Annotated in this window: 16 protein-coding genes, 5 pseudogenes and 1 riboswitch; of the genes and pseudogenes, 12 read left to right on the forward strand and 9 right to left on the reverse strand. The window is 54.3% G+C overall.

Annotated elements, in window-relative coordinates:
* The 7 genes and pseudogenes from KP703_RS15735 to KP703_RS14210 all read right to left on the reverse strand — a co-directional run.
* A pseudogene (locus KP703_RS15735) lies at nucleotides 1–362 on the reverse strand (recombinase family protein); the annotation flags it as partial.
* Nucleotides 363–383: 21 nt separating this feature from the next.
* Nucleotides 384–1082, reverse strand: a pseudogene (locus KP703_RS15965) (recombinase family protein); the annotation flags it as partial.
* Nucleotides 1000–1686: pseudogene (locus KP703_RS14190) on the reverse strand (recombinase family protein); the annotation flags it as partial. The pseudogenes KP703_RS15965 and KP703_RS14190, both read right to left, overlap by 83 nt.
* Complete coding sequence (locus KP703_RS14195; protein ID WP_131973884.1) at nucleotides 1683–1901, reverse strand: hypothetical protein; 219 nt, start codon at nucleotides 1899–1901, stop codon at nucleotides 1683–1685. The gene KP703_RS14195 and the pseudogene KP703_RS14190, both read right to left, overlap by 4 nt.
* 326 nt (nucleotides 1902–2227) lie before the next feature.
* The gene (locus KP703_RS14200) at nucleotides 2228–2866 is read right to left on the reverse strand and encodes a hypothetical protein (RefSeq protein ID WP_215755412.1); all 639 of its coding nucleotides are present in this window, start codon (nucleotides 2864–2866) and stop codon (nucleotides 2228–2230) included.
* A gap of 123 nt (nucleotides 2867–2989) precedes the next feature.
* Complete coding sequence (locus KP703_RS14205) at nucleotides 2990–3211, reverse strand: hypothetical protein (RefSeq protein WP_215755413.1); 222 nt, start codon at nucleotides 3209–3211, stop codon at nucleotides 2990–2992.
* A 13-nt stretch (nucleotides 3212–3224) separates the two neighbouring features.
* Complete coding sequence (locus KP703_RS14210; protein WP_215755414.1) at nucleotides 3225–3461, reverse strand: hypothetical protein; 237 nt, start codon at nucleotides 3459–3461, stop codon at nucleotides 3225–3227.
* A 660-nt stretch (nucleotides 3462–4121) separates the two neighbouring features.
* Here KP703_RS14210 and KP703_RS14215 point away from each other — a divergent pair.
* The 6 genes and pseudogenes from KP703_RS14215 to KP703_RS14240 all read left to right on the forward strand — a co-directional run.
* Nucleotides 4122–4718 (forward strand): restriction endonuclease subunit S, encoded by a 597-nt coding sequence (locus KP703_RS14215; RefSeq protein ID WP_215755415.1) that lies wholly within the window; start codon nucleotides 4122–4124, stop codon nucleotides 4716–4718.
* Nucleotides 4719–4753: 35 nt separating this feature from the next.
* Nucleotides 4754–6280, forward strand: coding sequence for a type I restriction-modification system subunit M (locus KP703_RS14220; protein ID WP_215755416.1), 1527 nt, complete (start codon nucleotides 4754–4756; stop codon nucleotides 6278–6280).
* A complete protein-coding gene (locus KP703_RS14225; RefSeq protein WP_215755417.1) occupies nucleotides 6270–7481 on the forward strand; it encodes a restriction endonuclease subunit S in 1212 nt (403 codons plus the stop codon). Before KP703_RS14220 ends, KP703_RS14225 begins: the two co-directional genes overlap by 11 nt.
* Nucleotides 7482–7512: 31 nt before the next feature.
* A complete protein-coding gene (locus KP703_RS14230) occupies nucleotides 7513–10809 on the forward strand; it encodes a type I restriction endonuclease subunit R (protein WP_215755418.1) in 3297 nt (1098 codons plus the stop codon).
* Between the two features lie 2 nt (nucleotides 10810–10811).
* Nucleotides 10812–10982 (forward strand): annotated as a pseudogene (locus tag KP703_RS15740) (metal-dependent hydrolase); the annotation flags it as partial.
* Nucleotides 10983–11232: 250 nt separating this feature from the next.
* Nucleotides 11233–11799 (forward strand): annotated as a pseudogene (locus tag KP703_RS14240) (M48 family metallopeptidase); the annotation flags it as partial.
* Nucleotides 11800–12000: 201 nt separating this feature from the next.
* On the opposite strand, the gene KP703_RS14245 reads toward KP703_RS14240, so the two are convergent.
* Nucleotides 12001–12399, reverse strand: coding sequence for a helix-turn-helix domain-containing protein (locus tag KP703_RS14245; protein ID WP_003618791.1), 399 nt, complete (start codon nucleotides 12397–12399; stop codon nucleotides 12001–12003).
* 73 nt (nucleotides 12400–12472) lie between these two features.
* Here KP703_RS14245 and KP703_RS14250 point away from each other — a divergent pair, with 73 nt between their 5' ends.
* Genes KP703_RS14250 through KP703_RS14265 form a run of 4 tightly spaced genes read left to right on the forward strand, consistent with a single transcriptional unit; the run spans nucleotide 12473 to nucleotide 18723 of the window.
* Complete coding sequence (locus KP703_RS14250; protein ID WP_010516881.1) at nucleotides 12473–13123, forward strand: cation transporter; 651 nt, start codon at nucleotides 12473–12475, stop codon at nucleotides 13121–13123.
* Nucleotides 13116–14558: a TolC family protein gene (locus KP703_RS14255; protein ID WP_215755419.1), complete on the forward strand. Its 1443-nt coding sequence runs from the start codon at nucleotides 13116–13118 to the stop codon at nucleotides 14556–14558. The genes KP703_RS14250 and KP703_RS14255 overlap by 8 nt, the downstream gene beginning before the upstream one ends.
* Nucleotides 14555–15589, forward strand: a complete 1035-nt coding sequence (locus KP703_RS14260; RefSeq protein ID WP_011251445.1) for an efflux RND transporter periplasmic adaptor subunit — start codon at nucleotides 14555–14557, stop codon at nucleotides 15587–15589. The genes KP703_RS14255 and KP703_RS14260 overlap by 4 nt, the downstream gene beginning before the upstream one ends.
* Nucleotides 15589–18723, forward strand: coding sequence for an efflux RND transporter permease subunit (locus KP703_RS14265; RefSeq protein ID WP_062247650.1), 3135 nt, complete (start codon nucleotides 15589–15591; stop codon nucleotides 18721–18723). Before KP703_RS14260 ends, KP703_RS14265 begins: the two co-directional genes overlap by 1 nt.
* 26 nt (nucleotides 18724–18749) lie before the next feature.
* On the opposite strand, the gene KP703_RS14270 is transcribed toward KP703_RS14265, so the two are convergent.
* Entirely contained in the window at nucleotides 18750–18962 is a 213-nt protein-coding gene (locus KP703_RS14270; protein ID WP_233419885.1) for a hypothetical protein, read from the reverse strand.
* A gap of 286 nt (nucleotides 18963–19248) precedes the next feature.
* Nucleotides 19249–19326: riboswitch (Fluoride riboswitch) on the forward strand.
* A gap of 35 nt (nucleotides 19327–19361) precedes the next feature.
* Here KP703_RS14270 and KP703_RS14275 point away from each other — a divergent pair.
* Nucleotides 19362–20756: a voltage-gated chloride channel family protein gene (locus tag KP703_RS14275; protein WP_173571121.1), complete on the forward strand. Its 1395-nt coding sequence runs from the start codon at nucleotides 19362–19364 to the stop codon at nucleotides 20754–20756.
* Nucleotides 20757–20759: 3 nt separating this feature from the next.
* Nucleotides 20760–21152, forward strand: coding sequence for a DUF190 domain-containing protein (locus tag KP703_RS14280; RefSeq protein ID WP_215755420.1), 393 nt, complete (start codon nucleotides 20760–20762; stop codon nucleotides 21150–21152).
* The last annotated feature ends 33 nt before the right edge of the window (nucleotides 21153–21185 follow it).

Consider the following 21185-nt stretch of genomic DNA (forward strand, 5'->3'; position numbering starts at 1 on the left):
GCCTCGGTGAACCGCTCCACGTTCCGCCGATAGTGACTGGCAATATCCGGATGCACATTGGGAACATCAGGTGGGGCTTCACGCAGGCGAGCCACTATGTCCGCCTTCTGCCCCTCAAGGCTGACCAGTCGTGTTTTCATCGAAGGCTGATACATCCCGTCCTCAATTGCCGCCATAATTCCGGCAATGCCTCGCTCGACCTTCCCGAGCGCCTTACGATCAGCAGCACTCTGCACACGCCATGTCTGGTTAAGACGCTTCACTTCCTTTGCAAAAGCCTGAACGGCCTCGGCAACCACCTCGGAAGTCACCAGACGCTCTTGTAGCCCAGAAAGAACCCGAGCCTCGGCTTTCTCACGCATGATCGTCCGGTTATTCTCGCAAGTTCCCCGGCGAGAATGGTTCAAACACCCAAACCGCCCATTTACGATGATSCCAATCTTTCCACCGCAACACCCGCATGAGAGCAACCCTGACAGGAGCGACATAGGCCGATTTGCCAGGTGCAACCGCCGTGCTCGACCTTCTCGCGTATTCACAAGGCACGGACCGACTTTGGCAGCAATCTCCTTCTGGCGCGCCCGCACGGCTTGCCACAGATCGTCAGGGACTATCCTGAGTTCCGGCACTTCGGTCCTGATCCACAGATGTTCTGGATTGGGCCTGGAAACGCGCTTGTCGGTAATCGGGTCCTTGATAAAACGTTGCCGATTCCACACAATGACTCCCGCATATAATTCGTTATTTACGATCCCGGTTCCCCGCGACAGATGACCTCGGATGGTTGTGTCACTCCAGGCACGGCCTTTCGGACCAGGAACCCCCTCCCCATTTAATTCCACCGCAATAGATCTGGGGCTTCGTCCTGCCGCGAAAGCTCGAAAAATACGACAAACGACTTCAGATTCCTCAGTTATAATTTCCCGATCACCCCGGACGGGTTCGAAATTAGCATCAACCTTCTTGAGCGCCCGATAGCCATAGCACAGGCCTCCTCCAGACTTNGGTTCCCCGCGACAGATGACCTCGGATGGTTGTGTCACTCCAGGCACGGCCTTTCGGACCAGGAACCCCCTCCCCATTTAATTCCACCGCAATAGATCTGGGGCTTCGTCCTGCCGCGAAAGCTCGAAAAATACGACAAACGACTTCAGATTCCTCAGTTATAATTTCCCGATCACCCCGGACGGGTTCGAAATTAGCATCAACCTTCTTGAGCGCCCGATAGCCATAGCACAGGCCTCCTCCAGACTTACCTTTCATCACCCGGCCCAAAAGCCCACGGTGCGTGTTCCGGGCGATAGTTTTGATGTACAGAGCGTTCATCGTTCCCTTGAGACCAACATGAAGTTCGTTGATCTCGCCCTCCGCCAAAGTGATGATGGCGATGCCTTCGAAGGAAAGACGCTTGAACAATGTTGCGACGTCCGCCTGGTCTCGCGAAATGCGATCCAGCGCCTCAGCCAGTACAACATCGAACGCTCCCGCCTGCGCATCGCGCAAGAGGGCCTGAATGCCGGGCCTTAAAGTCATCCCGGAGCCAGAAATAGCAGCATCATGATAACTACCGATCACCGCCCACTTCTCACGCATCGCGAATTCCTCGCATAGCCGGAACTGATCTTCGATTGAACTGGCGCTTTGTTTATCAGTCGAATACCGCGCATAGTATACTACACGTGTCATTTTAGGGTTTCCTCGATTTTCTGGGAATTATCGGACAAAGCGCCGTTGTCGTTAGCTGCCCGATAAGAGGCGAAATACTCCCGTGCCATTCTCCGACCGATAAGCCTGGCAACTGCATAGACCGCTGCTTGAGCGGCTTTTTCGACACCTTCTGGTGTCAGATTGTCATTTGCGGATATCAGATCCGGTGTGGGATTTTCATGAGTCTGCGTCACTGTTTTTCCCCTGCGAAAAGCGTGACATCACTATTGCACACCAGCCTGTGGCAGCCTCAAAAGGGCACGCTACCTCAATTTCATATGCCACGAAAAAGTGATCGAAAATTCTTGATATTTTTTGTCTTTATTTTCAGCATATTGCGCGTTTTTTCGCGACGATTGGGTGCTATGGAACACCCCTTCCAAGAATCGAAATTTAGAGCAAAATCCGAACCTCTGAAGAGACGGGCCAGCCGTCATGGGCTGACCCGTGTCACCGGATAAACGCTATCCGCTAATGTCTCTATTTTTCCTTCGGTAATTCATTCTTAAACAGGAATGAGTTACGCATATTTTGCSCGCTCAATAGCCTGACGCACCCGCTCTGTCTGCGCGGACACATTGCAGACCTCATCGATATGGATCACCTCTACAGGTGCGACTCCCATGTAACGCATCAGACGCTCCTCAATGCCAATACGGAATTTCTCAGCATTTTCAGAGACCGACTGCCCGGCACTCGTAACGGTCCCGGCAACCTCAATGTACACTGTAGGGTGCCCTTTGAAATAAAGACCGAAGTCGGCAAATCCTCTGTTTCCCAACTCCCGAATGGGTGGCTGAACCATAATCGTGAGGCCGCTTTCCTGTTCTTGCAGCAAGCGCCGATAAACAGCCAGTTCCACAATGGAGCCGATCCGGTAGTTATTGACGCGAACCTGCTCCTGCCAAGCAGGGAGATCCCGATAATACGCTGTCACACGCTGACGAAAGGTGCGCCATAAGGCCTTGTCGCGGTTATATCGGGCAACCAGTTCGTGGCCTCCATCACAGAACTCCAGCATCTGCGGCGTCGGCGTCACCAGCAGATCATGAGAGAGCTGCGCGTAACGCTCAATGTCATTCGGGCGGAAAAAACCAGTAAACATCCAGGCTGGAAGAGCATTATTAAAACGATCATTGTTCGGTAAAGCGGGTGTCATTTGAAGTGTCCGTAAGGTGGACGCACGTTCCCCATTGCTCAGCGAGCATTCTGAGAACAAGCGTGTATTATGAAAAGGGAAAGTTAAGCTGTAGCGGCTTACTGCTCATTCGCAGCATTGGCTTCAGTCATCGCGGAAAGAGGCATCACTCCCCAGCACCCTGTTGGCAACCAGCCTGACCTTCTGGCCAACCATACGCGTCAGAATGACCGTCCCTTCCAGGACACTGTCATCCACGTTACCAGCAAGAGCCTCACTGACAGCAAAATCAAGCAGCCGGTGCAGGGCGACAATTTGCATGAGGTCCACCTCAGTGGCGGACGAAATCGTAGTACGATCAGACATTGTTTTCTCTCGTTCAAAGCATGAAGGAACGAGACGCACCACCCCAATCCTCACTNCCCAGCACCCTGTTGGCAACCAGCCTGACCTTCTGGCCAACCATACGCGTCAGAATGACCGTCCCTTCCAGGACACTGTCATCCACGTTACCAGCAAGAGCCTCACTGACAGCAAAATCAAGCAGCCGGTGCAGGGCGACAATTTGCATGAGGTCCACCTCAGTGGCGGACGAAATCGTAGTACGATCAGACATTGTTTTCTCTCGTTCAAAGCATGAAGGAACGAGACGCACCACCCCAATCCTCACTCCCCAACGATACAGGGAACAAAATCCTCTGGGGAATTTGGGGTCATGCGCCTCACAACGCACACCCCGAAAAATGACACCTTCACACCCCGTCATCAGGGCGCACCGTAGGTGCAAGAGCGCTGGAAGCGGAGAAAAAGAGCGGCTTTGATTTTTGCGTCGCAAAAATGCCGCGATAGAACAAAAAAAACGTAGCGATTTCATATGCATAACGGAGTGTGCATATGAAATTGAGGTAGCGTGCCCTCACACACCCAAAAGCCAGGACAAGCCGAAAAACGGGGAAATGGCTGTTTTCTGCCGTTTTTCAGGACTCATGACATCAATGACGCCTTGCGTGACAGCTGTCATGGCCCCGTCATGACGGCTGCAATGACAGCTTCTGACAGTGTCACTGGCCCCATGACGCCATTTGAGGTGGCGTCATGACGCCGTCATTCTGGCACTTAAGGGAGCACCAAAGGTACGATAGAAATGACACCCACGTGACACCGTCATGACGTGTCATAACCCAAGAAAGACAAAATTTACGGGAGCGTTTCTCTGCACGAAAGCTGATGGCAAAAACCTGTTGACGGTGTCCTCCCAATCGCCTACCAAAATCACATGAAACTAAATGGCGCACAGAAAATGGATCTGGCAGCAGTCGCCAGCATCTCGGCGGGGCACCCGTTCAGAGGACGGATTGACCCCGTTGCGGGTGCGGAAACAGCTGTCGTGCAGATGCGGGACACCTCACCTTCCGGCGTGGACTGGACGTCCTGCGTGCGCACCGAGATAACCGGACGGCGTGAGCCGGACTGGCTGCGTCCGGACGACATTCTCTTCCCTGCCCGTGGCAATGTGTCTCAGGCAGTTCTGATCGATGAGCGCATTGGCAGCCTTCAGGCTGTCGCCGCTCCGCACTTCTTTCTGCTGCGCGTGTCGCGTCCAGACGTGCTGCCCGCCTATCTGGCATGGTGGCTCAATCAGGAACCGGCGCAGCGGCATCTGGAACAGAACGGACAGAGTTCCACCCTTGTGCGCAACATCGCCCGACCGGTGCTGGAGGCCACCCCCGTTATGCTGCCTCCCCTACCTCGACAGGAACATATTGTGGGCCTGGCCAACGCCATGCAGCGCGAGGAAGACTTTCTCCAACGCCTGCGCCAGACCAACCAGCAGATCATGACCGGTCTTGCAAGAGACCTTCTGGCTGACTGATATTTCTTGCATATATTGAAACAGGATTTGACTTCGTGACCGAACAGATTTCTCAAGACACCATCAACAAGGCGCTCTGGAGTGCCTGCGATACCTTTCGTGGCACCGTCAGCCCTGACACCTACCGCGATTACGTGCTGACCATGCTGTTCCTGAAATACATCTCCGATGTCTGGCAGGACCATTATGACGGCTACAAAAAGGAATATGGTGACAATCCGGACCTGATCGAAGCGATGCTTCAGCAGGAACGCTTTGTTCTGCCGAAAGGTGCTGATTTCTACACCCTCTACAAAGAGCGCAACGCCCCCGGTAATGGCGAACGGATTGATAAAGCCCTGCACGCCATTGAAGAAGCCAACGGCACCAAGCTGAAGGACGCGGGCAAAAGCGTGTTTCAGGACATCAGCTTCAATTCAGACAAGCTGGGTGATGAAAAGCAGAAGAACACCATCCTGCGGCATCTGCTGGAAGATTTTCACAAACCGGATCTAAACCTGCGCCCTTCTCGCGTGGGCAATCTGGATGTGATCGGCAATGGCTATGAGTTTCTCATCAAGAACTTCGCCGCCAGTGGCGGGCAGAAGGCGGGCGAGTTCTATACCCCGCCGGAAGTCAGTGAACTGCTGGCCCGTATTCTGAGCCCTCAGCCGGGTGAGAGTATTTGTGACCCGGCCTGTGGTTCGGCCTCCCTGCTCATGAAGTGCGGCAAACAGGTGACGCAGAACCACAACGGCAGCAAGGACTACGCCCTGTATGGGCAGGAAGCCATTGGCTCCACGTGGTCCTTCGCCAAGATGAACATGTTCCTGCATGGCGAGGACAACCATCGCATTGAATGGGGCGACACCATCCGCAACCCCAAGCTGCTGGATGATAAAAACCACCTGATGCGCTTTGACGTGGTGACAGCCAACCCACCTTTCAGCCTCGACAAGTGGGGCCATGACGAGGCGGAGCAGGACGTGCATCACCGCTTTGCCCGTGGCGTGCCGCCCAAGACCAAGGGCGATTACGCCTTTATCCTACATATGATTTCCACCCTGAAAGACCGCACGGGCCGCATGGGCGTGGTGGTGCCGCATGGGGTGCTGTTCCGGGGCAGTTCTGAAGGCAGGATCCGCCAGAAGCTGATTGAGGAAAACCTGCTGGATGCCGTGATCGGCCTGCCGGAAAAGCTGTTCTTTGGCACGGGGATTCCGGCCGCCATCCTGATCTTCCGCAAGGACCGAAAGACGAAGGACGTGCTGTTCATTGACGCCAGCCGCGAGTTCAAAGCGGGCAAGAACCAGAACGTGCTGACCGAAGAGAACATCACCAAGATTGTTGAGACCTACCGCGCCCGCAAGGACGTGGACAAATACGCCCACCTCGCCACACCGGACGAGATCAGGGAGAACAACTACAACCTGAACATTCCGCGTTATGTCGATACGTTTGAGGAAGAAGCGGAAATCGACCTGAACGCCGTGCGCAAGGAACGAGCGGAAATCAAGACGGAACTGGCCAAACTGGAAGCCCAGATGGACGCCTATCTGAAGGAGCTGGGTTATGCTTCCTGAAGATTGGAAAAAACGATCTGTTGCAGAAGTCTGTCGATCCGTTTCTGTGGGCGTTGTTATTAAACCATCACAATATTACGTCTCTGCAAGCGAAGGCATTAAAGCTTTTCGTTCAGCCAATGTGAAAGAAGGTCAGGTCAACAACTCAGACTGGGTCTATTTTTCTCACAAAGGCCACAATGAAAATAAAAAAAGTGAGTTGAAAACTGGGGATGTTCTGGTCGTTCGTACAGGCTATCCCGGCACAGCTTGCGTGGTAACTCCGCAATATGCTGGCTGCAATGCGATCGATGTCGTAATAGCTCGCCCTGACATACAAAAAATCATCCCTACTTACCTCTGTCTTTTTACCAACTCAGAATATGGAAAATCACAGGTTGCTAACCTCCAAGGAGGAATGGCTCAGAAACATTTAAATGTAGGAGCTTATCAGCAAGTTGAGATTCCACTCCCCCCTCTCCCCGAACAGAAGAAGATCGCGGCGATCCTCTCGACGTGGGATCGTGCGATCGATGGGACTGAGAAGCTTCTGGCCAACAGCCAGCAGCAGAAAAAAGCCCTTATGCAGCAACTCCTCACAGGCAAAAAACGCCTGTCGGGGTTCACGGGGGAGTGGAAGAAAGTCTCTTTAGAAAAGACCGGAAAAATTGTCTCTGGCGGCACACCCGATACCACAGTGCCCGCTTATTGGGATGGAGATGTGCTTTGGCTCACGCCTACCGATGTCACATCGTTAAGAGGGAAATACGTTGATGATACAAAGCGAAAAATAACACAGACGGGAATTAAAGACAGCTCAACCATTTTGTTACCAGTAGGCTCCTTGCTTGTTTGTACACGCGCCACGATTGGTTATATGGCGATTGCCAAGAAACCCATTACAACTAATCAAGGCTTCAAAAATATCGTATTTAATAAATTATTCCTTCCCGAGTTTGTCTATTACTTTCTGTGCACTCAGAAGCATGAAATACAGCGCCTGGCCTCTGGGTCAACATTTGCCGAAATATCTAAAAAAGACTTCGGCAAAATACACATCAGCGCGCCCCTACTCCCCGAACAAAAAGCCATCGCCGCTGTCCTGACCACCGCTGACGAAGAACTCGCTGCCCTTGAATCCGACCTCGCCCGTCTGCGTCAGGAAAAGAAAGCCCTGATGCAGCAGCTTCTCACGGGCAAACGCCGCGTGACAGTCGATTAAGGTATTTCAGCTTACAGGATATTTGAACATCATGGTTTCTGTCCCGAAATTTCAGGAAGAATACAGCGCCAAGCTTCCCGCACTGGCGTTGCTCAGCACCCTCGGCTGGCGGTTTCTGCCACCATCCGAGGCGCTGGCCCTGCGGGGCGGCAAGCAGAGTGCCGTGGTGCTCGCCCCTCTCCTGCGGGCGGAACTGAAAAAGCGGCGCTTTACGTTTGAAGGACAGGAGCACGCCCTGTCCGATCAGGCGATCGAACGGCTTGTCTCCGTCGTCACGCAGCCGGACTTTGTCTCCGGCCTGCGCGATGCGAATGACAAGATGACCACGCATCTGCTGTTCGGAATTGTTGCACATGAGTTCATCAACGGGCGCAAGGCCAACCCGACCATCGCCCTCATCGACTGGCAGAACCCGGACAACAACAGCTTTACCTTCACCGAGGAATACAGCGTTCTGCGCACGGATCTGACACAGACCCGCAGGCCGGACATCGTGTGCTTCGTCAACGGGATTCCGCTGGCCGTCATCGAGGCCAAGCGCCCCGATGGCCAGCCGGGCAAAGGCCCGACCGTGGAGGCCGGGATTTCCCAGAGTATTCGCAACCAGAACAAGGACGAAATTCCGCAGCTTTTTGCCTACAGCCAGCTTCTGCTGTCCATCACCGGGCATGACGGGCGCTATGGCACCTGCGGCACACCCAAAAAATTCTGGGCAAGCTGGAAGGAAGAGGACATTCCTGAAAGCCGGATGGAGACGCTCAAGAACACGCCGCTTTCAGGAACGCAGAAAGACGCGCTGTTTGCCGAACGGAAACCCTCTGACCGGGCATGGTTCGAGGACTGGGCGTCCCGCCCGTTGCATGTCACGGATCAGGACCGGCTGCTGATCGGCCTACTCTCGCCCGAGCGTCTGCTGGAGATGGCGCGGTTCTTCACGCTGGTCGACCGCAAGGCGGGCAAGATCGTGGCCCGCTATCAGCAGGTTTTCGGCATCAAGCGTCTGTTGGAACGCATCAAGTCCCGCCGCAGCGATGGCGGACGTGAGGGCGGCGTGGTCTGGCACACCACGGGGTCGGGCAAGTCCTTCACCATGGTGTTCCTCAGCCGCGCCCTCATTCTGGATGATGATCTCAAGCAATGCCGTATTCTGCTGGTGACAGATCGCAAGGATCTGGAACGCCAGTTGAGCACCACCTTCTCCACCGGCGGTGAACTTGCGGACAAGAAGGACAAGGAAGACGCACTCGCCACCTCAGGCCGCCGTCTGGCGCAGCAGATCGGGCATGGGCAGGAGCGGATCATCTTCTCGCTCATCAACAAATTCCACACGGCAACCACGCTGCCCGAATGTCATAATGACAGCGCGGACATCATCGTGCTGGTGGATGAAGGCCATCGCAGTCAGGGCGGTGAAAACCATGCCCGCATGAAGCACGCCCTGCCCAATGCCGCCTTCATCGCCTTTACCGGCACGCCGCTGCTCAAAGGGAGTGAGACCACCAATCGCTTTGGCAAGATCATCCACTCCTACACCATGCAGCAGGCTGTCTCGGACGGGACCGTGACGCCCCTGCTCTATGAAGAACGCAAGCCCGATCTGGATGTGAACGACCGCGCCATTGATGCCTGGTTTGAGCGCATCACGCAGGGGCTGACCGAAGAACAGGTCACAGACCTCAAGAAGCGCTTCGCCCGCGCCAATCAGGTTTACAAGGCGGATGACCGCATCCGGCTGATCGCCATGGATCTGGCCACGCATTTCGACAACAATATTGATAAAGACCTCAAGGGCATGCTGGCCTGTGACAGCAAGCTCTCCGCCATCCGCTACAAACGGTATCTGGATGAGGTTGGGTTGTTCGAGAGCGCTGTGGTCATGAGCCCGCCCGATACGCGCGAAGGCCATACGGAAGTGGATGAGCGCAAGCAGCCCGAAATTCAGGACTGGTGGAAGGAGAATGTCGGCAGCCAGAGCGAGGAAGACTACACGCGAAATGTGATTGACCGCTTTGAGAACGATCCCAATCTCAAGCTGATCATCGTGGTCGACAAGCTGCTGACCGGCTTTGACGAACCGAAGAACGCGGTGCTCTATATCGACAAGCCGCTGAAGCAGCACAACCTGCTCCAGGCCATCGCCCGCGTAAACCGACTGCATGACCAGAAGAAGCACGGGTTGCTGATCGACTATCGCGGCATTCTGGCAGAGCTGGACACCACACTGGCCAAATATGATGAACTGGCGGCCGAGAATGTCGGCGGGTATGACCCGAAGGATATTGCCGGGCTGTATAGCCAGATGAGCACGGAATACCGGGAACTTCCGGCCCTACACAAAGCGCTCTGGGCCATTTTTGACAGTGTGAAGAACAGAAGCGACCTCCAGCAACTTCGCTCCGTGCTGATGCCCCGCATGGTGGAGGAGCACGGCCAGATGGTGGACGTGAACCTCAAGCGCCGGGATGACTTCTATGAAGCGCTGACAAAGTTTGCCGCCTGCCTGAAGGTCGCGCTGCAATCCGTGGCGTTCTTTGAAGACACCAGCTTTACGGAAAAGGACCGCGCCACCTACAAGGAGACGCTGAAGCAACTGACCAGTCTGCGCCAGATGATGATGCAGGATACGGGTGAGACGGTGGACTTCGACCAGTATGCCGAGCAGGTCAAGAAGTTGCTGGACCGGCACGTCGCCGGGGTGAAGCTGCATGAGTCTGGCGGTCTGTATGCCGTGGGCAAGATGGGGCAGAAGCCGGAAGACAACGAGCCCGAAAACTGGAGCGAGGAGAAAACCCGCAACGAGACGGACCTGATCCGCACCCGTGTGACGAAAATAATCGACCACGAGATGCAGGATGATCCGTATGCGAAGGAAGCGTTCTCGGCCCTGCTGCGCAAGGTGATCGCGGAAGCAGAGAGCCTGTTTGATCATCCGCTCAAGCAGTTCATGCTGTTTCAGGAGTTTGAGGAACAGGTGGCCAACCGCAAGCTGGAGAACATTCCGACTGTTTTTGAGGGGCACCGGCATGCGCAGGCCTATTATGGCGTGTTCTTCAAAACACTTGCTGCCATCTTCAACCATAAGAAGACGGATGATGAGACACAGCGCTGGATTGATCTGGCGTTCGAGATTGACACAATCGTGGACAAGGCGGTGCGGGAGAACTCGCTCAGCCGCCCCGATATGGAAAAAGCGGTCAGGAAGGAACTACTGCCGCTCCTGTTCAGCACGGGCCAGAAAGCGGGCTTTGGCGTGGACAAGGCGCAGGAGATCATCGAGCAGGTCATCCAGATCATGCGGGCTGGTCCTGCTGATACCCTACGCGGCTGAGCATGGAAGAAACTCCCACTCGCGTCCTGACCTATGGAGGGGAGCGGATCTGCGTGAACCTGATTCCCCGCGCACGTCCCGGCACGACATTGCGCATCAAGGTGCATCCAGACCTGACTGTGCAGGTGGTGATTCCCGAAGGCACAACAGAGGCTGATCTGGACAAGGCGCTACACCAGAAGATCCGCTGGATCTGGCAGAAGCTTCGGGACTTCCGGGCAGTGCAGGAACACGCCACGCCGCGCGCCTATGTCAGCGGGGAAAGCCACTTCTATCTGGGACGGCGGCATCTGCTGAAAGTGCATCATCAGCCCGATGTGCCAGAAACCGTGCGGATGTTACGTGGGCGGTTGGAAGTTTCCGTGCAGGAGCGCAACGCTCTGCGGATTCAGAAGCTTCTGGAACTCTGGTATTTTGCGCGGGCGCAGNAAGATCCGCTGGATCTGGCAGAAGCTTCGGGACTTCCGGGCAGTGCAGGAACACGCCACGCCGCGCGCCTATGTCAGCGGGGAAAGCCACTTCTATCTGGGACGGCGGCATCTGCTGAAAGTGCATCATCAGCCCGATGTGCCAGAAACCGTGCGGATGTTACGTGGGCGGTTGGAAGTTTCCGTGCAGGAGCGCAACGCTCTGCGGATTCAGAAGCTTCTGGAACTCTGGTATTTTGCGCGGGCGCAGGACGTGTTTCGGAACCGCCTTGATGCGCTGCTGCCGTCAGCACTCTGGGTCACCACGCCCCCTGCCCTGAAGCTCCAGGTGATGCAGACGCAATGGGGCAACTGCTCACCGGGTGGGACCATCACGCTCAACCCGCATCTGGTCAAAGCCCCACGGGACTGCATTGATTATGTGATCTTGCATGAACTATGTCATTTGCAGGAGCACAATCATAATGCCGCTTTCTGGGGTCTTCTAGCGCGTTTCATGCCAGAGTGGGAACGCCATAAAGCCAGATTGGACGGGATGGCAGAACTGGTCCTTTCCTGCTGATGCGGCAGCTATGGGGGGGAAGCCGAATGTCTGCTTCAGAACTGGCCTGATCATAAACTGCCACCATGGGAGCACGTATAGTCCTTGAATTTTCCATGAGGATTTTTCAGATTCTGACACGTGAGGATGAGGCCGTATAACTATTTCGGGTAATCTTCCGTCAAATGCAGAATCGACTGGCTGCGAAAAAAGTCAGGAGAACTAATTATCAAACGGAGAAAGTGCTTCAATAATTCGGCATTCTGAAATATTACCTCCCCCGCATGATTCTATCATCGTAGAAAGTTCATGGCGCAATGCGATGAGATCCGCAATTTTGCGCTCAATTTCTGCCATATGGTCACGAGCAATTCTATCAACTGTCTTACAATCCTGGGTTCCCTGATCCGTTAGGGATAATAGAGCTCTTACCTGGTCTAATGAAAAACCCAGATCCCGAGATCGACGAATAAAAGACAGTCTCGCGAGTGCCTCATCATCATAAGTGCGATAATTGCCATCGGTCCGCTGTGGCGGAGCCAGAAGACCGATCCGTTCGTAATAGCGGATCGTCTCGACTTTGGTATTCGTCGCCTTCCCCAAGGCACCAATCGATCGCATTCCCTGCCTCTTGACCCTGTAGTTGCTACAGGGAGCATACATTAAAACAGATGATTCGTCAGGGAGGCGCTGGATGGCAGGAGGATGCTGTGGTGGATGCACAGATACGCCGCTACCAATCAATAAATCATGGCGGAGAGCGCTCCTGATCGCGCTTTTTCTCAATGCCAGCATGTTTGCCGTTGAAGCTGGGGCTGGCGTGTCGGTTGGATCTGCATCCGTACAGGCGGACGCGATTGATTTCCTTGGCGACAGCGCCAACTACGCAATAAGCCTCAGTGTTGCCGGAATGGCATTGCGATGGCGAGCTGGCGCGGCCTTTCTGAAAGGCCTGACCCTGTTCATGGCTGGGCTATGGGTAATGGCCAATGCTGGGTGGATAGTAATGAACAGCAACCATCCGCCTCACCCAGACGCAATGGGCGGCATTGGTCTGCTTGCCCTCGCGGTCAATCTGGCCTGTGCCCTCATATTATGGACACACCGGAAAGGTGATGCCAACCGCCGTTCTGTATGGATCTGCTCTCGTAATGATGCGATCGGAAATGTTGCCGTTGTGCTGGCAGCTCTGGGCGTGTTTGGCACTCGTTCTGCGTGGCCGGATATTGCGGTAGCTGCCATCCTTGCGATGCTTGGTATTAGTGGAGGTGTGCAGATTATGCGACAATCGAGAGTAGAACTAACAGATAACAAATCAGATATATCACGACATATCAATGTATAAATCATATAATACTCTAGAATATATTAAGCAGGTAAGGAGACGCACACGCTATAATGCGGCATTCATTCTCCTGATTTTTCCCCTACTCTGTGGCTGTACAAATAGTGATCACTCAAATATTTCGCCGGAATCAGATGTCCAGAAATTTTCCAGCCGTCAATTTACGGATGCCGGATTGCAAGAATTCATTACAAAAGTTCTCGGACCAAACGTATCGAGTCAGGAAAACGCATGGGGCATCACTCGCCTGACGCTTGCTACCTTGTATTTTCATCCCGATATCCTTGTAGCTAAAGCTGAACTGGAAACGGCTCGCGCTGGAATCAAGACAGCCGGTCAACTGCCCAATCCCAGTTTCACGGTGCTGGGTGGCCCATCGGCTCATTACGTCGGCTACGGCGCGTCAATACTGATCGAATTTTTCGGCAGGCGTTATCACCGTATCAAAGAAGCCAGATATCGGGCTGCCGTCGCGCAATGGGAAGTCATCAATACTGCATGGAAACTACGCAGCGACACGCGGTCTGCTCTTCTCGGCGTCTGGGCTGTATCCGGGCGCCTCAAGCTTGTGGAAGAGACTGCGGCAGCTAAACGCGAACTCTTTACCCTGGAACAGGCACGTTTTGATCAGGGGCGAGCATCCGCTCTCGAAATATCGCAGGTACGGACGGAAATGATCCATGCCGAGTTGTCTGTCAGTGATCTGCGGCGCGAGTATGCCGTCCGTAAGGCAGCTCTGGCAGGAGCAATCGGGGTTCCTGCCGAAGCACTTGATTCCATTGCTCTTGATACAAAAGCATTTGATGTCTGTCCCGACCTCATGGAATACCGCGATTCACAGGACATGAGATACCAAGCCGTAATGCAACGCGCGGATCTGCGGAAACTTCTTGCGTCTTATGACGCCGCCCGACAGGCTCTACGGGTCGAAGTTTCCCGACGCTATCCCGATGTCACCATCAGTCCCGCCTATAACTGGGATATTTCAAATCGCTTTGAGGTAAATCCCTCTCTGCAAATTCCGATTTTCAATCAGAACGAAGGCCCCATAGCTGAAGCTGTTGGGCAGGAGCATGAGGCGGCGGCTCGTCTCCGGCGTGCAGAGAACACGGTGTTTAAGTCCATCTCGCAGGCTACGGCCAATTACCGCGGCACGACATCAATTCTGCTACAGGCGGATGAACTTGCCAAAACCGTACGGGTAAGGCTGAACCAGATGCAGCACCGCCTTCAGTCAGGCGCAATCGACCGACCAACGATGGTTATGACTCATATAGAGCAGATTCAAGCAGAGACCGCTCTTCTTGAAGCAGAAATTCAGCAACGGCAAGCCATAGGTCAGATCGAAGATGGCATGCAGCAGCCCATTTTTGATCACACCAGTGCCGCGCAGGTTTCCGGCCTGCTTGAAAATAACCAAAGGAACTCACCATGAAAGCGAGGGCCTTCTGGCTGCCTCTTGTAGGTCTTTCTGTCTTCCTAGTTCTAAACGTGGCGGACATTGCTATTGCAGATGATGATGATCCACCAGTTTCGGTTCTTGGCGCAGAGGCGACCGTGACGGTCTCCCCGGAAGCAGTTACGAAGAGTGGCATCGCTTCTGCACGACCCAGCATCGTGCCTTGGAGAAAGTTGGTTCCCGCCTATGGTTACGTTCTGAACGCAACACAACTTATCACTCTTGTTAGTGATTATGCTGACATGAAAGCGCGGCTGGAGAGCATGCAGGCACAGCAGACGCTTGCCCGTGCGAAACTCGATCGTGACAAAGGACTGTATCGCGACCGGCAGAATATCTCTCAGGAACAATTCCAGGAGACAACAGCCAGATTTCAGTCCAACTCAGCTATGGTAAAAGCAGAACAGGTCCGGGTGAATAACGCACTTAATATTATCAGACAGCAATTTGGTTCGGTCATATCTGACGCTACCGAAAAAAATACAATTTTCATTACACAGTTACTTCAACAACAAGTGGTCTTGGTCAAGGTGACCCTTCCACCAGATACGGATCTACCAACCCCACCAAGTCAGGCGGATGTGACCGATTATGGAAACACGGGTGGACACGGGACAATGCTCCACTATTTGTCTCCTGTAACCATGACCGATCCTGCTATTCAGGGGCGTAGCTTTTTCTATTTTGCGTCGGCTGAAAGTCAGCTTGTCGCGGGCATGAATGTTTCCGTTCTCCTGCCTACCGAAGAGGAACGTCCCGGTATCCGGATACCTGCATCAGCTATTATCTGGCTGCAAGGTAAGTCGTGGATATACCGTGATAACGGACACGGAAAATTTACACGCCTACCCCTTACGACCGACGTGCCGGACCGAGAAGGTGGCTACCTGATCCAAGATACTCCAGGACAAATCACACACGAAACGCAAATCGTCGTAGAGGGTACGCAATTACTTCTGTCTGAAGAATTCCGAGCTCAGCTTGAATCAGGAGACGATGACGACTGATGACGGGACGTTCTTTCAGCCTTCAGGCAGCTATTATCGGGTTTTCGATCCGCTTCCGGGGCGTGGTTATCGCAACCGCATGTCTGTTGTTCTTCTATGGCCTGTATGGCTTGAGACATGCCAGCTATGATGTGTTTCCGGAATTCATTCCGCCACGGGTCACGATTCAGACCGAAGCCGCTGGTTTTACGCCGGAACAGGTCGAAACATTGGTTAGTCGCCCAATGGAAATTGCCCTGACCGGCCTCCCGGGTATTCAGCGCGTGCAATCGACTTCGATTCAGGGACTGTCAGTCGTCAACGTCCTGTTTGCGACATCGACCGATATTTATCGCGCCCGGCAACTGGTCGGGGAACAAATGAATGTTGTTGCACAGCAATTGCCAGCCGGTGTTCATGCTCCGACTATGACGCCACTGACCTCATCCGCCGGTCTGGTACTGGTGATTGGTCTGACGTCGGAACAACAGTCCCTCATGCAGTTGCGCACGCTTACTGACTGGTCATTAAGGCCGCGTCTGCTGGCGTTGCCTGGTGTGGCTGGAGTCAGTGTGTTTGGCGGGGAGCGTCGGTCACTCCAGATACAGGTACATCCAGACCAACTCATCTTGCATCATATCGGACTTGATGACGTCCTTGCGGCTGCCCAGGAAGCAACTGGCATACAGGGGGCCGGCTTTATTGATACCCCGAACCAAAGAGTCGTTCTTCAGTCTGACGGTCAGGCCCTGACGCCAGAAAGTCTGGCCCGCACTGTGATTGTCCGCTCTGATAATGGTGCTGTCACACTGGGCAGTATTGCCACTGTAACTGAAGCCCCTATTCCCGCCTTCGGCGCGGCCAGTATCGAGGGAAAGACAGGCATTGTGGTTAATATATGGGAACAGTACGGTGCCAATACGATGGCTGTGACCCGGGAAATCGAGGCGGCACTTACCGATTTCCGCCCGCAATTGCAGGGACAGGGGATTACATTGCATGCTGACCTGTTCCGACCCGCCAATTTCATTACGACCGCATTGGGGAATGCCACACGAGCATTGCTTCTGGGCGGTTTTCTGGTGGTTGCCGTAATCTTTCTTTTCCTTTTTGACCTGCGAACCGCTGCAATCTGTTGCGCCACCATACCTTTGGCTATTCTGATAGCCCTGTCGTTGCTGGAGACACTCGGGGTTACTTTGAATGCCATGACCCTGGGGGGGCTTGCTATCGCCATCGGCGAGGTCGTGGATGACGCCGTGATCGGGGTCGAAAATGTTACACGCCGATTGCGTGAAAACCGGCTTCTGGTCCAGCCCGCATCTACAGCGCGCGTCGTACTCGATGCATGCGTTGAAGTCCGCAGTGCAGTGGTTTACGCGACCTTTGCTGTCATTATCGTTTTCTTGCCTGTCATCGCCCTTCCCGGACTTTCGGGACGACTGTTTGCTCCACTGGCAACAGCTTATGTTCTTGCGGTCATGGCTTCTCTTGCCGCTGCTGTAACCGTTGTACCTGCACTCTGCGCATGGCTCTTGGCGACGCCTGGAGAAACCCGGAGAGAGCCCCCCCTGGCAGGATGGACCGCCAGAGCTTATGAACGTCTTCTGGCCAGATTAATGCGCCATCCCCGATTTGTTATAGGCGGGATGATCCTGACCACCTTGATAGGGTTTGCGGCCCTTCCATTCCTTGAAAGCGATTTCATTCCTGATTTCAAGGAAGGTCACCTTATCATTCATATGACGGCTGCTCCGGGGACTTCCCTGGAACAGTCTCTGAAATTAGGTAGACAGGTTACAGAAAAACTTCGTCAGCTTCCCGAAATCCGTTCGGTTGCTCAGAGAGTCGGACGCGCCTCGCTGGATGAGGACACGTATGGACCACATACCAGCGAGTTTGAGGTTGATTTGAATCAGGTGGATGGGAAGGCTTCCCGACAGATTGATGCCCGCGTTCGCAAAGCGCTTGACGGGTTCGTTGGGGCCAGTTTTTCTGTCAGTAGTTTTTTGACGATGCGCGTAAACGAAACCCTTTCTGGTTCGTCTTCGGCTGTGGCAATCAATATTATTGGCGATGATCTGGATGTATTGGATATCCAGGCAAATAATATTGTCCGCATGTTGCATCAGATACATGGCGCAACAGATGTCCGGATAGAAGCACCCCCTGGTGTTCCGGAACTTGCTATTCGGCTACGCCCTGCTGATCTGGAGCGCTGGGGGCTTCGGTCGGCGGATGTACTCCGATCCATCCATACAGCCTGGCAGGGTGAAACCGTGGGGCAGATATACGAGCGTTCTGCGGCTTTTAATGTTATGGTTCGTCTTGATGACGCAAGTCGTAATGATGTTGCGTCTGTCGGCTTCCTGCCACTGCATACTGTTCACGGAAACTACGTACCACTCCGCGCTGTCGCAGACATATATGAGACGAACGGTCGCTATCAGGTGTCACATCTGGGAGCACAGAGAACACAGACTGTCACCGCAAATGTTACAGGACGATCAGCTCAATCTTTCGTTCAGGACGCACGCACGACTATAGCAAAAAATATCAAACTGCCTCTTGGAACCTACGTTCAGTTTACATCCGCAGCGGAAGCTGAATCACAATCACGCAAGGAACTGTTTATAAATTCCGGGCTCGCTGCCATAGCGGTCATGATTCTGCTCTCAATAATCACACAAGGATGGCGCAATCTCGCTCTGATACTCGTCAATCTTCCCTTCGCATTTGTCGGCGGCATTCTGGCAATCATTGTTTCCGGCACAACGCTAACTCTTGGGGCAACAGTCGGCTTCGTTACTCTATTCGGGATTACGCTTCGGAATTCGGTGATGATGATTTCGCATTTTGAGACTTTGGTCGAGCGGGAACATCTCACATGGGGAGTAACAACAGCGCTCCGGGGGGCCAGAGACCGCGTCGTCCCCGTACTCATGACATCGCTCGTTACGGCGCTTGGACTGGCGCCTCTGGCTGTTGATATGAATGCGCCTGGGCGGGAAATCGAAGGACCTATGGCAGCTGTCATTCTTGGAGGGCTCATGACATCAATGATACTTAACCTGTTTGTTTTGCCTATTCTTGCTGTCAAATTTGGTAGTTTTTCTGAAAACGAAACGGGAGTTCCGGAAACCTTGTTCAAGTGACAGGTATGGGCCACTGCTGCACAGAACTACTTGAAGATTATGTCCGATATGCCAATAGAACCCAGAATGAAAACTGCTTCCGTATCACGCTCGGCCACCATTCGGTCTGGCTCGACCTTCTGGTTGGGTTCGGAATTGCCTTCATGAATCTTGACGCTGTCCATAAAATCTGGATTGCCGCCCGCACCGAACATCATCGTGTCAAGGCCGAAAACCGAAAGCATCGTTGCCCGATCCAAATGATTTATACTCCCTGCCCAGTGGCTTCGGGCGTGTCTTGCTACGGCCAACCTAAGCGCCTGTATTCTTGCTGGTTATTTCCCATAACGATCACCCCACTCTCGGCTCCAAGTGATAGCGGGGGACTGCGCGGACTATGTCCGTTATGCGAAAGGCGAGCCAACCCACTTTTATGTCCGACATGAAGGCGGAAGCGCAATGTCTGAACCTATTCGTCAGGCTATCAAAGTTTCTTTTCCCCTTACAGATTTATCATTGACATGAGGCAACGGATAAATCGTAGTGTGACGTAACGGCAATGGACTCTGCCTGACTTCGTAAAGAAGTCGAACCGCCCCAAGGGCTGATGACTCCTACCTCGCCATAATGGCACGTGAGGGAGGAGTGTGTTCAGGGTCATGGGTCGTCTTCCGCTGTTTCAGAATTCCATCGTAGTAAATATTCTCGCCGTTCTGCGCTGGAGCGGGCTTTTGCTGCCTATGGCAGCCTGCGTCGGCACGTTATGCGCCGTCTTCCTCTGGGCGCTCGATCATGTCACCGACTATCGCTTCGCCCATCCCGGCCTGCTGTGGTTCCTGCCGGTGGCAGGCGTTGTCGTTGGGCTGGCGTATCACTGGTTCGGGCGTTCCGCCGAAGGGGGTAACAATCTGATCGTCGATCAGATCCATGAACCGGGTGGCGGTGTGCCACTGCGTATGGCTCCTCTTGTTCTGATCGCCACCGTCGTCAGCCATCTGTTCGGGGCCTCAGTCGGCCGGGAAGGAACAGCGGTCCAGATCGGTGGCAGTATCGCATCCGGGTTCGCCCGCCTGTTCCGTCTGGACGACAACGGGGTCCGCATCATCCTGATGGCCGGGATCGCGGCAGGATTTGGCGCGGTCTTTGGAACACCCGTCGCGGGTGCCGTCTTCGCCATGGAAGTGCTGAGTATCGGTTGTATTGACTACCGTGCTCTTGTTCCGGTCGCGGCAGCCTCAATCCTCGCGGATATGGTGTGTCATTCCTGGGGGATTCATCACGTCCCTTACAGGATCGGGTTTGCCGGCTATCCTGATCTTTCCGGCCAGATCTTTCATACGGATCCGGTGCTTCTGCTGAAGGTCGGTGTGGCATCCGTCTGCTTCGGCCTGACCAGCCTGCTGTTTGCAGAGTCCGTTCACCGCCTCAGCCCGGTTTTCCGCACGCTTTGCCCCATTGCCTGGCTGCGTCCCGCCATTGGCGGCGTACTGACCATCGCGCTCGTCTTCATCGCCGGATCACGGGACTATCTCGGTCTTGGTGTGGTGGCGGCCACGCCTGATGGTGCCTCAATCCTCAATTTCTTCCATCCGGGTGATTATACGTGGAGTTGGCTGTGGAAGCTTGTCTTCACGGTTGCCGCCCTGTCGACCGGCTTCAAGGGCGGGGAAGTCACGCCCCTTTTCTTCATTGGCGCCGGTCTGGGACATACGCTGTCCACCTTTCTCGGCGTGCCGACCGATCTTCTCGCGGCAGTCGGGTTTGTGGCTGTTTTTGCGGGGGCGGCCAATACCCCTCTGGCCTGTACCTTCATGGGGGTCGAGCTGTTTGGCGCTACGGACGTCATCTACATCGCGACGGGCTGCTTTATTGCCTATCTCTGCTCCGGTCATTCCGGGATTTACCTGTCCCAGCGCATCGGTGTTCCAAAAGCCGCACATCCTCACATTACGGCGGGCATGGCGCTCCGGCAGGCCCGTGGCTTCATCGGGCGGCGGGTCCGGAAAACCGGCACCCAGACCTCCTCTGACCCAGCAACACAAACCGGAAAATAAGCCATGCACGAGACGCCCACCCTACTGACAGAACCTGCCGGTATTCTCCGGATTTTCATGACGTCCGCATCACGGGCGCAAAGCCGACAACAGAAACCTTTTACCCGCCTGTTCCAGCGCCGTCCTCTCTATCGTGACATCGTCCATGCGGCCCGTGCAGCAGGCTTCACCTGCTCGAATGCCCACTTTGCACATTACGGCTTCTGGAGAAGTGGGGAAATCCAGCAGACACTGGGGGAAATCCCCAATACGCTTCTGTCGGTCTATGTCGATATTCTGGGCGACCATGAGCAGCTTCAGGCATTCTGCCTCTCCCACGAGGCACTGCTGAGAGGTACGTCGCTTTATTTCAAGCCCGCTGAATCCTGGCGTTTCGGTATGCAGCCGACGCCCTGACAGAGAGTGCGCCATCATCATTTCAGGAGCACA

Origin of the sequence: Acetobacter sp. P5B1 (assembly GCF_018811985.1) — a bacterium.
GTDB classification, from domain to species: Bacteria; Pseudomonadota; Alphaproteobacteria; order Acetobacterales; family Acetobacteraceae; genus Acetobacter; species Acetobacter cerevisiae.